Here is a 16612-nt window from a genome sequence, read left to right as displayed (position 1 = left end):
AGGAGTGAACGATGCGATTCATGATCATGATCCGGGCGAATGCCGTCAGCGAATCCGACGCGTTGCCGGACAACCGGCTGGTCGAGGCGATGACGGTCTATCACGAGGAACTGGCGAAGGCCGGCGTGCTGCTCGACGCCAACGGCCTGAGGCCGAGCGCCCACGGCTGGCGCGTGCGCTACACGGGCGGCAAGGGCACGGTGATCGACGGCCCGTTCGCCGAAACGAAGGAACTGATCGCCGGCTACACGCTGATCCAGGTGCGCTCGCGCGACGAGGCGCTCGAATGGACGCGCCGGTTCCCCGCGCCGTTCGGCGCCGAGCTCGATTGCGAGATCGAGGTGCGGCCGCTGTTCGAGCTCGACGACCTGACGCCGAGCGACGCGGTTGAGCGGTTCCGCGATCTCCACGTCGGCCGCAGCCACGCCTGAATCCAATCTCACCGGGAGCACCCGTCATGCACAAGATGGTTTTCATCAACCTGCCGGTAGCCGATCTGCCGCGCGCGAAGACGTTCTACCAGGCGCTCGGCTTCGAGGTCGTGCCGGCCTATACCAACGAGCAGGCCGCCTGCATCAAGATCAGCGACACGATCTTCGCGATGCTGCTCGTGCGGCCGTTTTTCCAGACCTTCACCGACAAGACCATCATCGATCCGGCGACGCACATCCAGGTGCTGTCGTGCCTGTCGTGCGACAGCCGCGCCGAAGTCGGCACGCTCGTCGCGAAGGCGCTGGCGGCCGGCGGGGCCGCGCCGCAGGCGCCGCGCGAGTACCCTAACATGTACGGCCACGGGTTCACCGATCCGGACGGCCACACGTGGGAACTGATGGCCATGCCGCTGGAGGCGTCCGCCCAGGGGCAGGCGTCGTGACGCATGAGGCGACGCATCGTGCGATCGAAGCGGTCTGGCGAATCGAGGCGCCGAAGATCATCGCGCGCGCCGCGCGCGTGGTGCGCGACGTCGGCGTGGCCGAGGAACTGGCGCAGGACACGCTCGTCGCGGCGCTCGAGCACTGGCCCGTCGACGGCGTGCCCGACAACCCGGCCGCCTGGCTGATGACGGCCGTGAAGCGTCGCGCGCTCGACCGGGTCCGGCAGGAGTCGCTTCATTCGGCCAAGCGCGACCAGCTTGGCCACGAGATGGACGCGCTCGAAGCGCACGTCGTCCCCGACATCGCCGATGCGCTCGCCGACGCGCGCGACGACGACATCGGCGACGATCTGCTGCGGCTGATCTTCACGTCGTGCCACCCGGTGCTGTCGACCGACGCGCGCGTCGCGCTAACGCTGCGGCTGCTCGGCGGGCTGACGACGGGCGAGATCGCGCGCGCATTCCTGACGCCGGAGCCGACGATCGCGCAGCGGATCGTGCGCGCGAAGCGCACGCTCGCGGCCGCGCACGTGCCGTTCGAGGTGCCGGCCGCCGATGCGCGGCCCGCGCGGCTCGCGTCGGTGCTCGAAGTGATCTATCTCGTGTTCAACGAAGGCCATGCGGCGACGGCGGGCGACGACTGGATGCGCCCGGCGCTGTGCGACGAGGCGTTGCGGCTCGGCCGCGTGCTGGCCGGCCTCGCGCCGGACGAAAGCGAAGTGCTCGGGCTCGTCGCGCTGATGGAGTTGCAGGCGTCGCGCATGCATGCGCGAGTCGACGCGCAGGGCCGGCCCGTGCTGCTGCTCGACCAGGACCGCAGCCGCTGGGATCCGTTGCTGATCCGGCGCGGCCTCGCGGCGCTGGAGCGGGCGACGAAGCTCGGCGGCGTGCGCGGGCCGTATGCGCTGCAGGCCGCGCTCGCCGCGTGTCACGCGCGGGCGCGGCAGGCGGCGGACACGGATTGGGCGCAGATCGTCGCGCTGTATGACGCGCTCGCCGAAGTCGCGCCGTCGCCGGTCGTCGAGCTGAATCGCGCGGTCGCGGTGGGGATGGCGTTCGGGCCGGCCGCGGCGCTCGAACTCGTCGACGTGCTGCGCGACGATCCGGCGCTCGCGCGCTATCACTGGCTGCCGAGCGTGCGCGGCGATCTGCTCGCGAAGCTCGGCCGCGCCGACGAGGCGAAGCTGGAATTCCGCCGCGCGGCGGAGCTGACGCGCAACGAGCGTGAGCGCGAATTGCTGCTGAAGCGCGCGATGGATGCGTGACGCATGACGAGCCCGGCGCCGCCGCGCGCCGCACACTACCCGCCGTCCCGTCCGCTCCCGCGCACCGCATGGCGCCCGTCTTCCCGCCATCCGCCGCACGCCGCCCCCCGACACTATCGCCCGCATTGAAAAAGCCTATTGGGGGATGCGAACGCGAGCGCCTAGATTGAAGAGCACGACGCGCGCCCGGCGCACGCATCGTTCCCCACATATCTGATCGGCCCGGCGTCGCACGCGGCCGCGCCGACTCGAACGGAGGCGCAAATGGCTCAACTCAAGGGCAGCAAGACCGAAGAGAACCTGAAGGCCGCATTCGCGGGCGAATCGCAGGCGAATCGGCGCTATCTGTATTTCGCGTCGAAGGCCGACGTCGAGGGGCAGAACGACGTCGCCGCGCTGTTCCGCTCGACCGCCGAAGGCGAAACCGGCCATGCGCACGGCCATCTCGAATACCTGGAAACCGTCGGCGATCCGGCCACGGGCCTGCCGTTCGGTTCGTCGCGGCTGAATCTCGAATCGGCGATCGCCGGCGAAACGCACGAATACACCGACATGTATCCGGGCATGGCGAAAACCGCGCGCGACGAGGGTTTCGACGAAATCGCGAACTGGTTCGAAACGCTCGCGAAGGCCGAACGCAGCCACGCGAACCGCTACACGAAGGCGCTGGACAGTCTCGTCGACTGACGGGCCGCCGCGGGCCGCCCGGCATCGCCGTGCGACCGGCACGCGGCCGGCTGTTCGTTCATCGCCGCCCGCATCGTGCGGGCGGTGCGCTTGCGCACATGCGCGCCATGCGGGAGCGCCCCATGCCCCACAAGGAAGGCAGTCTCGAAGCGCCGACCCGGCATCCGCTCGACTGGCAGTCCGAAGCGTTCTACGACCAGGCCGAGATCGATGCGGAAATGACCCGCGTATTCGACATCTGCGCCGGCTGCCGGCGCTGCGTGTCGCTGTGCGGCGCGTTTCCGGCGCTGTTCGACCTGGTCGACGACACGCCGATGGGCGACGTCGAGGACGTGCCGAAGGAAGCATTCGGCAAGGTCGTCGACCAGTGCTATCTGTGCGACCTCTGCTACATGACGAAATGCCCGTACGTGCCGCCGCATGCATGGAACGTCGACTTCCCGCACCTGATGTTGCGCGGCAAGGCCGCGCGTTACAAGCGCGGCGAAGCGACGCTGCGCGACAAGGTGCTGTCGAATACCGATGCGCTCGGCCATTTCGCCGGCATTCCGGTCGTCACGCAGACGATCAACGCGGTGAACCGCACGCCGCCCGCGCGCCACGCGCTCGAAGCGGCGCTCGGCGTCGATCGCCATGCGTGGCTGCCGGAGTTCGCGCCGCGCACGTTCCGGCGCGCAGCCGAGCGCTCGGCGAACCCGCCCGTGCGCGACGGCGAACGCACGCCCGGCAAGGTCGCGATCTACGCGACGTGCTACGTGAATTTCAACGAGCCGGGGATCGGCCACGACCTGCTCGCGATCCTCGCGCACAACGAGATCCCGTACGAACTCGTCGCGCGCGAAGCGTGCTGCGGGATGCCGCTGCTGGAGCAAGGCAACCTCGCCGGCGTCGCCGCGAAGCAGGCGGTGAACATCCCGGTGCTCGAACGCTACGCACGTGAAGGCTATGCGCTGATCGGCGCGATCCCGAGCTGCGTGCTGATGTACAAGAGCGAGCTGCCGCTGATGTTTCCCGCCGACCCAGCCGTGCGCGCGGTGGCCGACGCGTTCTGGGACCCGTTCGAATACGTGATCGCGCGCCATCGCGACGGGCTGCTGAAGACCGATTTCAAGACCGGCCTCGGCAGCGTGTCGTATCACGTGCCGTGCCATGCGCGCGTGCAGAACATCGGCCGCAAGACGGCCGATGCGCTGTCGCTCGTGCCCGATACGCGCGTGACCGTCGTCGAGCGTTGCTCGGGCCACGCGGGCACGTTCGGCGTGAAGAAGGAGTTTCATGCGGACGCGATGCGGATCGGCGTGCCCGTGTTCAAGGCGATGGCCGAGCCGCGGCCGGATGTCGTGTCGTCCGACTGCGCGCTCGCCGGCCATCACATCGTGCAGGGCATCGACGAGAACGGACTGCCGCCGGCGCCGCTCGCGCATCCGCTGACGCTGCTGCGCCGCGCGTACGGCATCTGAGCCGCGGCCGGCCATCACGAGGACACCCTTGACGTCCTCCTCTCCCTAAAGGGAAGGATTCCCACACCTGGCGATGCACGTCCGCATCGGAGAATGTTCAACGCAGCGTTGGTATCTCGATCATGCTCGACACCACAGTCACTGCAGGCCCACTCTCTTATTCGCAGTCCCGCGATACCTTTCGGCCGCGTCGTGCTGTCTTTCGACCCGCACGCCGAACAGGACTGGGTGGAACCGCTTTCGTCGACTTCCTCGAACGTGGCTCCGTGCGCGATCGCTTTGTAGCGGAGCTTGTTTCGGAAGGACGACCAGGATGCGTCGTAGACGCTTTTCGCCATTCTGGTTCTGGCGAGTTTTGCGGCCGACACGTTGCCGACCGCGATGTAATCGAAGCGCCGCACCAGATCGAGCGCGAGCTTGTGCTGGAAGTCGGCACGGGCGTTCGCGACCTTGGCGTGCAGCTTCGCGATATGTCGCTTGTGCTTTCGTGCTCGCTGCGCTTTCGCCAGCTTTTCCGCCGCTCGTCGACCGAACTGGTCATTGGGCAGCTTCTCGCCCGTCGAAAGTGTGGCGAAGTCTTTCAGGCCGAGATCGATGCCGACGCCCGAACGAATCGGGCGGGCCTGCACATCGGGCATCTCGATCACAATGTTGAGAAACCAGTTGCCGCGTGCATCCTGCGCAAAGTTGGTCCCACCCTTGATCTTGCCTTCGGGAAGCGGCCGGCTGTTGAACACGCGAAACATGTTGCCGGCGAAACCGAACGCGTCACCCTCGCGCTTCAGGTCACGGCCCTTCAGCGGCACCCAGCCGAGCGATTTCCTGCCGCGATAGCGCAGGTACGGGCGACGGTGCTGACTGCGCGACTTCGCATATTGCTCGCATGTTGCGTTGACTGTGCCGGAATGGATCCCGAGTTCCTTGCTGCTGCCGGTCGTCAGCACGTTCAGGTCGAATCCTGTCGGCCACTTCTTGCTCCACTTGAGCGCGTGCTTCTGCGTGTCGTTGCAGAAGTTCCAGACGTAGTTCACCGCACGGCTCTGCTTGTTGAGCAGTCCGTTGAGCGATTTCACCCGGTAGCGGTAGACAAGGATCATGCCGGTGATCCTAACCCGTGGAAGAAGCTGCCTGTCAACAGCACGCCTTTCCTCCCCGTCCTGAAGGACGGGGTTTCTCGGAGCAACTGATGACGCTGACCCGCGACTCCCTGCTGACGCTCGAAGCGTACGCGAAGATCCGCAAGGCCGAACACGCGCGACTCGTCGCGTACAAGCGCCGCCGCGCGGTGGCGCTCGGCAACCACCTGCGTTTTCTGTTCGAGGACGAGACGACGATCCGTTATCAGATCCACGAGATGCTGCATATCGAGAAGATCTTCGACGAAGCCGGCATCGAAGGGGAACTGGAAGCGTATCTGCCGCTGGTGCCCGACGGCACCAACCTGAAGGCGACGATGCAGATCGAGTACGAGCACGAGATCGAACGGCGCGCGGCGCTCGCGCGGCTGATCGGTGTCGAGGATCGCGTGTACCTGCGGGTCGACGGGCACGCGAGCGTCTACGCGATCGCCGACGAGGATCTCGAGCGCGACAACGCGGAGAAGACGTCGGCCGTGCACTTCGTCCGCTTCGAGTTCGATGCGCCGATGCGCGCGGCGCTCAAGGGCGGGGCGGCGCTGTCGATCGGCTGCGATCATCCGGCCTACACGATGCCCGCGCGGCGCATCGACGCGGACGTGACCGCGTCGCTGGCAGGCGATCTGCGCTAGCGCCGCCGTCGTCGCGAGCCGCGCAAGCCGGCTTCCCCCTTTCCGTTCGGACCCGAAACAGCCGCGTCGCAGCCCTGCGGCGCGGCCGCTTGCCGGTTGCGGCGAAAATGTAACAAGCGTGACGGATTTGCATGCGGGGACAGAGTGGGCGCGCCGCGTCAGCGTATTTTCATTCCTCGCAGCGAAACAATAAAAAGATTGTGCATCGAGATAATTTGATTCAGGTCAAATTGAATGATTTACCGATTCGTGAATAACTTGTTACGAATTTTTCCCTGATTTACCGATTCCCCGTAACCCTTCCGGAAGAGCTTGCCGGCTAGGGTCGGAGCAGGCGGAAACCGCCGTTTCAGCGCATTCTTCAGACGCTGCGGAGCCCCGCTAGACGGGCCTTTGCAGCCATCGGCATAAAGATCCCGCAAAAAAATTCAAGCGTAAATCGATTGCTCTCCGATGGCAGGTTGTTTCAGTGCGTAACATTAAGTCATTGTCATATTGAGATAAACCCTGAGGATGGTATGCTTCGTGCACAAAAATTCCCACATTGGAGTGAGACCGCGATTTGTGCGCCATTGCCGGGAATCGCGGCACCGTGAAAGTGCGGTGTCGCCCGGTATGCACAACGCCGGATAACCATAATGTGCAACCTGGCCGCCCCGCGACGCGATGTGTCGTGACGGCGCCGCCAATCGCAGCCCCGGCCTGGCTGCGTGGAGAGATTGACTATGTTCTTCGATGAGCTTAACGATGAAGAGTGGTTTCGCCTTTCAGCGCTGATCGCCGATGAACCCATCAGGCTGAACCGTCGTGGGCGTCCACGTGCCGAACCGCGCGTCGTCGCGAACGCGGTGCTCTGGATCCTGACGACCGGCGAAGCCTGGTCCAAGCTGCCCGGCCGCTATCCGTCCGGGCCGACGTGCCGCCGTCGCTACGAGGAGTGGCTCGCGAACGGCACGCTGCTGAAGATGATCGACGTGCTGACCCAGTTCAGCGGGCGCACGTTCGCGTATATTCCGCCGCCGCCGGAGGCCGTCGTGCCGGCCCGCCGCGCGGAGCCCGCGCCCGACAACGACCGTCTGCGCGGCGTGTTCTGGCAGAACCCCGAGTCGTGGCAATTGCCAGGCGCGCAGGCAAACGTTTGGCAGGGCGAGGGTGCGTCGCTGAGCGCGATGGCGGACGACCCGATGGACGGCCGCGCCGACGTGTCGTTTACCGTGCCCGGTGCGCCGGCCGCGGAGTTGCGGCATGCGCGGGCGTCGGCCGCGAGCTTCGCCGCGGCCGAGCCGCAGGTCGACGAGTATCGCGGCTATACGATCAGCGGCATCGCGCAGCCCGTGCAGAACCTGATGTATCGCGCGTGGGCCGAGATCTCGCAGGACGACCGTCGGGTCGAACGCTCGGGCCTGATCGGCCCGCGCTTTACCGACGCCGAGGCGGCCGAGCAGTACGCGCTCGACTGGGCGCGCCAGTGGATCGATCGCCACGGTGCGAGCGACGCACCGGCGCGCGAGCCGCAGGGCGAAGTGCTGGCCGGCTTGTCGGCGCTGGCGCGCGCGGAATCGGACATCAAGCGCTTCATCGCCGAGCGTCGCGCGGGCGCGTTGTCGGAAAGCCGCAACGATCCCGTGCAGGCGGAGCGTCGCGAGTACGCGTACCGCGTGGGCTGATCGCCGTTGCCGTGTCACGCGCGGGCCGTCGTGTGCCACGACGCCCGCGCGGAAGTCCCGTGTCTCCATGTCTGCTTAGGGCGCCGCGCGAAGCGGCGCCCTGTGTTGCATGACGCGTTACTGCCGGCCGTAGGTATCGTCGAAGCGGACGATGTCGTCCTCGCCGAGATACGCACCTGATTGCACTTCGATCAGCTCGAGCGGCATCTTGCCCGGGTTTTCCAGGCGGTGCGACACGCCGAGCGGAATGTACGTCGATTCGTTTTCGGACAGCAGGAACGTTTCGTCGCCGCGCGTGATGCGCGCGGTGCCGCGCACGACGATCCAGTGTTCGGCGCGGTGGTGGTGCATCTGCAGCGACAGTTGCGCGCCCGGCTTCACGACGATGCGTTTCACCTGGAAGCGCTCGCCCGTGTCGACCGAGTCGTAGTGGCCCCACGGACGATGCACCTTGCGGTGATCGGTCGCTTCGGCGCCTTGTCGCGCCTTGATGTGCCCGACGATCTTCTTCACGTCCTGCACACGCGATTTATCCGCGACGAGCACGGCGTCGGGCGTTTCGACGACGACCAGGTTTTGCGTGCCGACGCACGCGACGAGCCGGCTTTCCGAATGCGCGAACGTCGAGTCGGCGCCTTCGAACAACACGTGCCCGCGGCCGACGTTCCCGGCGTCGTCCTTCGGCGAGATCTGCCAGATCGCGTCCCACGAGCCGACGTCCGACCAGCCCGCGTCGAGCGGCACGACGACGCTTTCGCACAGTTGCGGCAGGCTCGCGAGCGGTTCCATCACCGCGTAGTCGATCGAGTTCGACGGCGACGCGGCGAACGCATCGCGATCGACGCGGAAGAAATCGCCGTCTTCCTTGCCCTGTGCGACCGCCTGTTCGCAGGCCGCGTAGATCTCGGGTTCGAGCTGCCGGATCGCCTTGAGCCAGACCGACGCGCGCACGATGAAGATCCCGCTGTTCCACCAGTATTCGCCCGACGCGACGTACTGCTGCGCGAGTTCGAGATGCGGCTTCTCGACGAAACGGTCGAGGCGGCGTACGTCGAGGCCGCCCGTGCCGGCGTCGCCGAGCGGCGCGCCGACGCGGATATAGCCGTAGCCGGTTTCCGCGTGCTTCGGCACGATGCCCATCGTCGCGATCTTGCCTTGCGCCGCGCAGTGCACGCCGGCCGCGACGGCCGCGTGAAAGCGCGGCACGTCCGCGACCGCATGGTCGGCGGGCATCACGGTCATCACCGCGTCGTTGCCGCCGGCGACGAGCCGCAACGCGGCGAGCGTCAGCGCGGGCGCGGTGTCGCGGCCGAGCGGCTCGAGCATGATGGTCGCGTGCTTGGCCGTCAGGCGCAGTTGTTCGGCGGTCGTGAAGCGGTGATCCTCGCCGCACACGATCAGCACGTCGTCGTTCAGCGGGTGATCGGCGATCAGGCCGTCGAGGCGCAGTGCGGTGGACTGCAGCAGCGAATGATCGCCGAGCAGGCCGATCAGCTGTTTCGGAAAGCGCTCGCGCGACATCGGCCACAGGCGCGTGCCGGAACCGCCGGCGAGAATCACGGGCTGCACGGCGAGGCGGGTACCGACGGCGGGCGTGCCGACGGCGGGTGCGGCGGAAGAAGAATGGCGCGTTTCGGCGACCACTGCCGGAGCATTCATGATGACACTCTCCACGGTTGAAGTCAGTGCCTGTCGTTGTAGCATGAAGTAAATCGACAATAAAACCGGACCCAATGCCGGATATCCGCCGCGCCGTCATCTGGAAGAACTTTCCGCGGTAGCACCGGCCGCAAATAAAAAAATAAAAAATAATTCCCGGCGCCAGCCTGCCGCGCCCGCCCGCAAAGGGCGAGCGGAAAGCGTAAAGATTCAGAAAAAATCCCCGATCGAGCCCGATTCGGGAAATCCTGCCGATTTAATTAAAAAAGATCGCGGCAAGAATTTCCGATTATTTTTCGAAATACTTGTGCGCTTGAGGATGAATTTTCTTGTCGCTTCAATAGCGTCATGCAACGTTTGAATCGAATGTGCGGCACGGGTCGCGCAAGGCGCTGTTCGGCAAACGCCTGTTCAAAGAAGAGGAAACAGACATGTTGAGCGTGCTGGCGAGAGTCATCGATATCGCGATGGTCGTGACGGGCGCGCTGATCGCGGCTGCGTTGCACGACGGCAGCATCGGGCTCAGCGACCTGCAGCGCACGACGGTGCTGTTCGACTGCCTGCTGGTCGTCGTGTTCTTTCCGGCCATCGGCATCTACCAGTCGTGGCGCGGCAAGCGTCTCGTCGGGCTGGTGGTGCGCGTGGCGTTCGCGTGGCTCGCGGTCGAGCTCGCGGGCATCCTGATGAGTTTCAGTTTTCACCAGTCGGGCGACCTGTCGCGGCTGTGGCTCGGCTACTGGGCGCTCGTGACGATGGCGCTGCTCGCCGGCTCGAAGACCTGCGTGCACGTCGTGCTGCGGCAGTTGCGCCGCGGCGGCTACAACCTGAAGGCGGTCGCGATCGTCGGCGGCACGCCGGCGGCGCGGCGGCTGATCGCGCAGATGCGGGCGCGGCCGGAAGCCGGCTTCAACCCTGTGTGCGTGTACGACGAAAGCGAGGCGCCGGGCGAAGTCGCGCTCGACGACGTGCGCATCGAGCGGCAGTTCGAATCGCTGGTGTGGCTGGTGCGCAGCCGCGCGATCAGCGAGCTGTGGCTCACGCTGCCGATCACGGAGGAGCGCCGGATTCACCAGATCGTGACGGTGTTCCGCCACGACTTCGTGAACATCCGCTTCATCCCGGACGTGCGCACGCTGTCGTTCTTCAACCAGGAAGTGGTCGAGGTGCTCGGCGTGCCGGCGATCAACCTCGCGGCGTCGCCGATCACCGACGTGCGGATCCTGCCGAAGTTCGTGTTCGACCGGCTGTTCGCGCTGGCGGCGCTCACCGCGCTCGCGCCGGTGATGGTGCTGATCGCGGCGCTGATCAAGCTGACCTCGCGCGGGCCGGTGTTCTTTCGGCAGAAGCGCAAGGGCATCGACGGGCACGAGTTCGAGATCTACAAGTTTCGCTCGATGAAGGTGCACCAGGAAGTGGCCGGGCAGGTCACGCAGGCGACCAAGAACGACTCGCGCGTGACGCCGGTCGGCCGGTTCCTGCGGCGCACGAGCCTCGACGAGCTGCCGCAGTTCATCAACGTGCTGAAGGGCGAGATGTCGGTGGTCGGCCCGCGCCCGCATGCGCTCGCGCACGACGACATCTACAAGGATCTGGTCAAGGGCTACATGTTCCGCTACCGGATCAAGCCCGGCATCACCGGGTGGGCGCAGATCAACGGCTATCGCGGCGAGACCGACCAGATCGAGAAGATGATGGGCCGCGTGAAGCTCGACCTGTACTACATGCAGAACTGGTCGTTCTGGCTCGACATCAAGATCGTCGTGCTGACGCTGTGGAAAGGCTTCACCGGCAGCAACGCGTACTGACACCGACGCGCTGCGTCGCACAGGCATTCCGGTTTTCCGAATTTCGAATCATTGGTCAAGGGGTCCGACACATCATGAATCTGACTATCATCGGCAGCGGTTACGTAGGGCTTGTCACCGGCGCCTGTCTCGCCGACATCGGGCACGACGTGTTCTGTCTCGACGTCGACCAGGCAAAGATCGACATCCTGAACAACGGCGGCGTGCCGATCCACGAGCCGGGCCTGAAGGAAGTGATCGCGCGCAACCGCTCGGCCGGCCGCCTGCGCTTCTCGACCGACATCGAGGCCGCGGTCGCGCACGGCGACGTGCAGTTCATCGCGGTCGGCACGCCGCCCGACGAGGACGGCTCGGCCGACCTGCAATACGTGCTCGCGGCGGCGCGCAACATCGGCCGCTACATGACCGGCTTCAAGGTGATCGTCGACAAGTCGACGGTGCCGGTCGGCACGGCCGAGCGCGTGCGCGCGGCGGTTGCCGAGGAGCTCGCGAAGCGCGGCGGCGACCAGATGTTCTCGGTCGTGTCGAATCCGGAATTCCTGAAGGAAGGCGCGGCTGTCGACGATTTCACGCGGCCGGACCGCATCGTGATCGGCTGCGACGACGACGTGCCGGGCGAGCGCGCCCGCGAGCTGATGAAGAAGCTCTACGCGCCGTTCAACCGCAATCACGAGCGCACGCTGTACATGGACGTGCGCTCGGCCGAGTTCACGAAATACGCGGCGAACGCGATGCTCGCGACGCGCATCTCGTTCATGAACGAGCTGGCGAACCTCGCCGACCGCTTCGGCGCGGACATCGAGGCCGTGCGCCGCGGGATCGGCTCCGATCCGCGCATCGGCTACCACTTCCTGTACGCCGGCTGCGGCTACGGCGGCTCGTGCTTCCCGAAGGACGTCGAGGCGCTGATCCGCACGGCGGACGAGCACGGCCAGTCGCTGCAGATCCTGAAGGCCGTGTCGTCGGTCAACGCGACGCAAAAGCGCGTGCTCGCCGACAAGATCGTCGCGCGTTTCGGCGAGGACCTGAGCGGCCGCACGTTCGCGCTGTGGGGCCTGGCCTTCAAGCCGAACACCGACGACATGCGCGAGGCGCCGAGCCGCGAGCTGATCGCCGAGCTGCTGTCGCGCGGCGCGCGCGTCGCCGCGTACGACCCGGTCGCGCAGCAGGAAGCGCGCCGCGTGCTCGCGCTCGATCTCGCCGATCACCCGAGCTGGCTCGAGCGCCTGTCGTTCGTCGACGACGAGGCGCAGGCTGCGCGCGACGCCGACGCGCTCGTGATCGTCACCGAATGGAAGGCGTTCAAGAGCCCCGACTTCGTCGCGCTCGGCCGCCTGTGGAAGGCGCCCGTGATCTTCGACGGCCGCAACCTGTACGAGCCGGAGACGATGAGCGAGCAGGGCATCGAGTACCACCCGATCGGCCGGCCGGGCTCGCGCCAGGCCGTCGCCGCACGCGTGCCGGGCGCCGCGCGCGCGAGCGCGTAACCCGTTTTTCGTCACTCGTTACGAGACGCCATGTTCCGGAACATCCTGATCGTCTGCCACGCGAACGTCTGCCGCAGCCCGGCGGCGGAAATGCTGTTCAAGTCGCACGCCGCGTCGCGCGGCGGCCCGCGTCCGACGTTTCATTCGGCCGGCGTCCACGCGAACGACGGCGACGGCATCGATCCGGTGATGCGGCAACTGCTGGCCGAGCGGGGCGTCGATGCGACGACCCATCGCTCGCGGCGGCTGTCGCGCCGGATCGTGCGCGACGCCGACCTGATTCTCGTCAGCGAGCGCCGACAGATCGCGGCCGTCGAAGCGGTCGATCCGTTCGCACGCGGCAAGGTCCACCTGCTCGGCAAGTGGGAAGGGGCCGAGATCGCGGACCCGCACGGCGGCCCCGAGGCCGACTACCGCGAGAGCTACTCACTGATCGAACGTCTGGTTCAAGGATGGCTACAGAAACTATGCTGAAACGCCCGATGCGCCCGGTGGCGCTTGCCGTCGCGCTGACGACTTTCCTGTCAGCCTGTGCAACCGCGCCCGGCAACTACCTCGACTCGTCGAACCTGAAGGACGAAGGCCGGCAGGAAGCGGCCGAAACCTATCCGGTTCATTACATCGACGCCAAAGTGGTGATGGACCAGCTGCAGAAAGCACAGGTCGATCATCCGCTGCCGCCCGGGCGCTATACCGATCCGTCGCAGTACACGTATCGCGTCGGCCCGCAGGACATCCTCGGCGTCACCGTGTGGGACCACCCGGAGCTGACGACGCCGCAGGGCCAGTCGTTCTCGAGCGGCGGCAACACGACGCAATCGGTCGCGGGCGCGTTGCAGCAGCCGTATACGACCGCGCTGCCGGGCCAGGCCGATCCGTACGGCCAGACGGTTGCTGCCGACGGCACGATCTTCTTCCCGTTCGTCGGCCGCATTCGCGTGGCGGGCAAGACGGTCGCGCAGATCCGCGACGAGATGGCGTCCAGCCTGTCGCGCTACGTGAAGAATCCGCAGCTCGACGTGCGCGTGCTGTCGTTCCGCAGCCAGAAGGTGCAGGTGACGGGCGAGGTGAAGCAGCCGGGCCCGCTCGCGGTGAGCGACGTGCCGCTCACGCTCGTCGACGCGATCTCGCGCTCCGGCGGCTCGACCGCCGAAGCCGACCTGCAGCGCGTGCGCCTGACGCGCGACGGCAAGCTGTACACGCTCGACGCGAACGGCGTGCTCGATCGCGGCGAGGTGAAGCAGAACGTGATGCTGCAGCCGGGCGACATCGTCAACGTGCCGGATCGCAGCGACAGCCGCGTGTTCATCATGGGCGAGGTCAAGACGCCGGTCACGGTGCCGATGCTCAAGGGCAGGCTGACCATCGCCGACGCGCTGACCGCGGGCGGCGGGATCCTCGACACCGATGCGAACCCGCGCAAGATCTACGTGATGCGCGGCATGCGCGACAACCCGACGAAGCCCGAAGTGTTCCGCCTCGACATGACGCAGCCCGATGCGCTGATGCTGTCGAGCCGCTTCCCGCTTCAGCCGCTCGACGTCGTCTACGTCAGCACGGCCGGCTCGGTGCAGTTCAACCGTGTGCTGCAGCAGGTGCTGCCGACGATCCAGACGATCTTCTACATGCGGCAAATCACGCGCTGATAGCCCGCCGGGGCGGCGTCCGCCCCCCCGGCACCACTCAAGCGGGAACGAATGGTGAACACGCAAGCGAAACACTCCTACGCGGACCTGACCGCGAAGACCGAGGAAGAGGACTTCGTTCTCGGCCAGTTGCTCCAGGTGATCATGGACGACATCTGGCTGCTGATCGGCATCGCGGTGACGGTCATCGCGCTCGCCGGCCTCTACTGCTTCATCGCGAAGCCGGTCTACCAGGCGGACGTGCACGTGCGGGTCGAGGGCAACGACAACACGTCGCAGGCGCTCACGCAGACGCAGACGGGCGCGTCGATCAACAGCGGCCCGCAGCAGGCGCCGACCGACGCGGAAATCGAGATCATCAAGAGCCGCGGCGTGGTCACGCCGGTCGTCGAGCAGTTCAAGCTGAACTTTTCGATCGCGCCGAAGACGCTGCCGGTGCTCGGCAGCCTCGCCGCGCGCCTCGCGACGCCGGGCGAGCCGTCGCGGCCGTGGCTCGGCCTGAAATCGTACGCGTGGGGCGGCGAGCTCGCCGACGTCGACTCGATCAGCGTCGTGCCGGCGCTCGAAGGCAAGAAGCTGACGCTGACGGCCGGCCCGAACGGCACCTATTCGCTGGTCGACGAGAACGGCACGCGGCTGCTGGCCGGCCGCGTCGGCGAAGCGGCGCAGGGCGGCGGCGTGACGCTGCTCGTGCAGAAGCTCGTCGCGCGCCCCGGCACGCAATTCACGGTGGTGCGCTACAACGATCTCGACGCGATCAGCGGCTTCCAGGCCGGCATCCAGGTGAGCGAGCAGGGCAAGCAGACGGGCGTCGTGCAGATTTCGCTGGAAGGCAAGGACCCGGACCAGACCGCCGCGATCGCGAACGCGCTCGCGCAGTCGTACCTGAACCAGCACGTGGTCGCGAAGCAGGCGGAAGCGACCAAGATGCTCGACTTCCTGAAGGGCGAGGAGCCGCGCCTGAAGGCCGACCTCGAACGCGCGGAAGCCGCGCTCACGCAATACCAGCGCACGTCGGGTTCGATCAACGCGAGCGACGAGGCGAAGGTCTACCTCCAGGGCAGCGTGCAATACGAACAGCAGATCGCCGCGCAGCGCCTGCAGCTCGCATCGCTCGCGCAGCGCTTCACCGATTCGCACCCGATGGTGATCGCCGCGAAGCAGCAGCTCGCGGAGCTGCAGGGCGAGAAGGACAAGTTCAGCAACCGCTTCCGCAGCCTGCCGGCGACCGAGGTGAAGGCCGTCCAGCTGCAGCGCGACGCGAAGGTCGCCGAGGACATCTACGTGCTGCTGCTGAACCGCGTGCAGGAGCTGTCGGTGCAGAAGGCCGGCACGGGCGGCAACATCCACCTGATCGACTCGGCGCTGCGTCCGGGCGCGCCGGTCAAGCCGAAGAAGGTGCTGATCCTGTCGGCCGCCGTGTTCCTCGGGCTGATCCTCGGCACGGGCGTCGTGTTCCTGCGTCGCAACCTGTTCCAGGGCATCGAGGATCCCGACCGCATCGAGCGCACGTTCAACCTGCCGCTGTACGGGCTGGTGCCGCAAAGCGCCGAGCAGGTGAAGCTCGACGCGGCCGCGGAGAAGGGCGGCAGCCGTGCGCGGCCGATCCTCGCGAGCCTGCGTCCGAAGGACCTGAGCGTCGAAAGCATGCGCAGCCTGCGCACCGCGATGCAGTTCGCGATGATGGACGCGAAGAACCGCGTGATCGTGCTGACCGGCCCGACGCCGGGTATCGGCAAGAGCTTTCTGACGGTCAACCTCGCGGTGCTGCTCGCGCATTCGGGCAAGCGCGTGCTGCTGATCGACGCCGACATGCGCCGCGGGATGCTCGACCGCTACTTCGGCCTGACCGTGCAGCCGGGCCTGTCCGAGCTGCTGAGCGATCAGTCGCCGCTCGAGGAAGCGATCCGCGAGACGCCGGTGCAGGGCCTGTCGTTCATCGCGGCCGGCACGCGCCCGCCGAATCCGTCGGAGCTGCTGATGTCGACGCGCCTGCCGCAATACCTCGAAGGGCTCGGCAAGCGCTACGACGTCGTGCTGATCGATTCGCCGCCGGTGCTGGCGGTGACCGACGCAACCATCATCGGCCGCATGGCCGGCTCGACGTTCCTCGTGCTGCGCTCGGGCATGCATACCGAAGGCGAGATCGCCGATGCGATCAAGCGCCTGCGCACCGCGGGGGTCGACCTGGAAGGCGGGATCTTCAACGGCGTGCCGCCGAAGGCGCGCGGCTACGGCCGCGGCTATGCGGCCGTGCACGAATACCTGAGCGCTTGATCGCATTTCACGACACC

General features: G+C 66.7%; 14 protein-coding genes. 12 read left to right on the top strand and 2 right to left on the bottom strand.

Annotated elements, in window-relative coordinates; translation table 11 throughout:
• Nucleotides 1–11 precede the first annotated feature (11 nt).
• The 5 genes from HWX76_RS02860 to HWX76_RS02840 all read left to right on the top strand — a co-directional run bounded on the left by HWX76_RS02860 (nucleotide 12) and on the right by HWX76_RS02840 (nucleotide 4286).
• Nucleotides 12–431: a YciI family protein gene (locus tag HWX76_RS02860; protein ID WP_011548204.1), complete on the top strand. Its 420-nt coding sequence runs from the start codon at nucleotides 12–14 to the stop codon at nucleotides 429–431.
• A gap of 26 nt (nucleotides 432–457) precedes the next feature.
• On the top strand, nucleotides 458–874 hold the full coding sequence (locus HWX76_RS02855) for a VOC family protein (RefSeq protein WP_176015442.1): 417 nt from the start codon (nucleotides 458–460) through the stop codon (nucleotides 872–874).
• A complete protein-coding gene (locus HWX76_RS02850; protein ID WP_176015441.1) occupies nucleotides 871–2139 on the top strand; it encodes an RNA polymerase sigma factor in 1269 nt (422 codons plus the stop codon). The genes HWX76_RS02855 and HWX76_RS02850 overlap by 4 nt, the downstream gene beginning before the upstream one ends.
• A 264-nt stretch (nucleotides 2140–2403) precedes the next feature.
• The gene (locus HWX76_RS02845; RefSeq protein ID WP_006479492.1) at nucleotides 2404–2826 is read left to right on the top strand and encodes a rubrerythrin family protein; all 423 of its coding nucleotides are present in this window, start codon (nucleotides 2404–2406) and stop codon (nucleotides 2824–2826) included.
• 122 nt (nucleotides 2827–2948) lie between these two features.
• Complete coding sequence (locus HWX76_RS02840) at nucleotides 2949–4286, top strand: heterodisulfide reductase-related iron-sulfur binding cluster (RefSeq protein WP_176015440.1); 1338 nt, start codon at nucleotides 2949–2951, stop codon at nucleotides 4284–4286.
• 14 nt (nucleotides 4287–4300) lie between these two features.
• On the opposite strand, the gene HWX76_RS02835 is transcribed toward HWX76_RS02840, so the two are convergent.
• Nucleotides 4301–5383 (bottom strand): RNA-guided endonuclease TnpB family protein, encoded by a 1083-nt coding sequence (locus tag HWX76_RS02835; protein WP_176015439.1) that lies wholly within the window; start codon nucleotides 5381–5383, stop codon nucleotides 4301–4303.
• An 89-nt stretch (nucleotides 5384–5472) separates the two neighbouring features.
• Here HWX76_RS02835 and HWX76_RS02830 point away from each other — a divergent pair, with 89 nt between their 5' ends.
• Both HWX76_RS02830 and HWX76_RS02825 read left to right on the top strand, forming a co-directional pair.
• Nucleotides 5473–6054, top strand: coding sequence for a DUF3501 family protein (locus tag HWX76_RS02830; RefSeq protein WP_176015519.1), 582 nt, complete (start codon nucleotides 5473–5475; stop codon nucleotides 6052–6054).
• Between the two features lie 725 nt (nucleotides 6055–6779).
• The gene (locus HWX76_RS02825) at nucleotides 6780–7721 is read left to right on the top strand and encodes a transposase (protein WP_050017951.1); all 942 of its coding nucleotides are present in this window, start codon (nucleotides 6780–6782) and stop codon (nucleotides 7719–7721) included.
• Between the two features lie 117 nt (nucleotides 7722–7838).
• Here the strand turns inward: HWX76_RS02825 and HWX76_RS02820 are convergent, their stop codons facing one another.
• Nucleotides 7839–9380, bottom strand: coding sequence for a mannose-1-phosphate guanylyltransferase/mannose-6-phosphate isomerase (locus tag HWX76_RS02820; RefSeq protein WP_124651261.1), 1542 nt, complete (start codon nucleotides 9378–9380; stop codon nucleotides 7839–7841).
• 431 nt (nucleotides 9381–9811) lie between these two features.
• Here HWX76_RS02820 and HWX76_RS02815 point away from each other — a divergent pair, with 431 nt between their 5' ends.
• From HWX76_RS02815 to HWX76_RS02795, 5 genes are all read left to right on the top strand, one after another.
• Entirely contained in the window at nucleotides 9812–11185 is a 1374-nt protein-coding gene (locus tag HWX76_RS02815) for an undecaprenyl-phosphate glucose phosphotransferase (protein ID WP_124553953.1), read from the top strand.
• A 74-nt stretch (nucleotides 11186–11259) separates the two neighbouring features.
• Entirely contained in the window at nucleotides 11260–12672 is a 1413-nt protein-coding gene (locus tag HWX76_RS02810; RefSeq protein WP_124553954.1) for a UDP-glucose/GDP-mannose dehydrogenase family protein, read from the top strand.
• Between the two features lie 30 nt (nucleotides 12673–12702).
• Nucleotides 12703–13146, top strand: coding sequence for a low molecular weight protein-tyrosine-phosphatase (locus tag HWX76_RS02805; protein WP_006482944.1), 444 nt, complete (start codon nucleotides 12703–12705; stop codon nucleotides 13144–13146).
• Nucleotides 13140–14318 carry a polysaccharide biosynthesis/export family protein gene (locus tag HWX76_RS02800; RefSeq protein WP_050017954.1) on the top strand — a complete coding sequence of 393 codons (1179 nt, stop codon included), beginning with the start codon at nucleotides 13140–13142 and terminating at the stop codon, nucleotides 14316–14318. The genes HWX76_RS02805 and HWX76_RS02800 overlap by 7 nt, the downstream gene beginning before the upstream one ends.
• A gap of 51 nt (nucleotides 14319–14369) precedes the next feature.
• The gene (locus HWX76_RS02795; RefSeq protein WP_050017955.1) at nucleotides 14370–16595 is read left to right on the top strand and encodes a polysaccharide biosynthesis tyrosine autokinase; all 2226 of its coding nucleotides are present in this window, start codon (nucleotides 14370–14372) and stop codon (nucleotides 16593–16595) included.
• Nucleotides 16596–16612: the final 17 nt, after the last annotated feature.

The sequence above is a fragment of the Burkholderia sp. BCC0398 genome, assembly GCF_902833245.1.
GTDB classification, from domain to species: domain Bacteria; phylum Pseudomonadota; class Gammaproteobacteria; order Burkholderiales; family Burkholderiaceae; genus Burkholderia; species Burkholderia sola.
This window is presented reverse-complemented; position numbering and strand designations above follow the sequence as displayed.

Bases quoted from the DNA above. Each gene is read 5' to 3' on its own strand.
- HWX76_RS02820 (WP_124651261.1), bottom strand. From the start codon at position 9,380: ATGAATGCTCCGGCAGTGGTCGCCGAAACGCGCCATTCTTCTTCCGCC.
- HWX76_RS02845 (WP_006479492.1), top strand. From the start codon at position 2,404: ATGGCTCAACTCAAGGGCAGCAAGACCGAAGAGAACCTGAAGGCCGCA.
- HWX76_RS02805 (WP_006482944.1), top strand. From the start codon at position 12,703: ATGTTCCGGAACATCCTGATCGTCTGCCACGCGAACGTCTGCCGCAGC.
- HWX76_RS02810 (WP_124553954.1), top strand. From the start codon at position 11,260: ATGAATCTGACTATCATCGGCAGCGGTTACGTAGGGCTTGTCACCGGC.
- HWX76_RS02825 (WP_050017951.1), top strand. From the start codon at position 6,780: ATGTTCTTCGATGAGCTTAACGATGAAGAGTGGTTTCGCCTTTCAGCG.
- HWX76_RS02830 (WP_176015519.1), top strand. From the start codon at position 5,473: ATGACGCTGACCCGCGACTCCCTGCTGACGCTCGAAGCGTACGCGAAG.
- HWX76_RS02815 (WP_124553953.1), top strand. From the start codon at position 9,812: ATGTTGAGCGTGCTGGCGAGAGTCATCGATATCGCGATGGTCGTGACG.
- HWX76_RS02835 (WP_176015439.1), bottom strand. From the start codon at position 5,383: ATGATCCTTGTCTACCGCTACCGGGTGAAATCGCTCAACGGACTGCTC.
- HWX76_RS02840 (WP_176015440.1), top strand. From the start codon at position 2,949: ATGCCCCACAAGGAAGGCAGTCTCGAAGCGCCGACCCGGCATCCGCTC.
- HWX76_RS02855 (WP_176015442.1), top strand. From the start codon at position 458: ATGCACAAGATGGTTTTCATCAACCTGCCGGTAGCCGATCTGCCGCGC.
- HWX76_RS02795 (WP_050017955.1), top strand. From the start codon at position 14,370: ATGGTGAACACGCAAGCGAAACACTCCTACGCGGACCTGACCGCGAAG.
- HWX76_RS02860 (WP_011548204.1), top strand. From the start codon at position 12: ATGCGATTCATGATCATGATCCGGGCGAATGCCGTCAGCGAATCCGAC.
- HWX76_RS02800 (WP_050017954.1), top strand. From the start codon at position 13,140: ATGCTGAAACGCCCGATGCGCCCGGTGGCGCTTGCCGTCGCGCTGACG.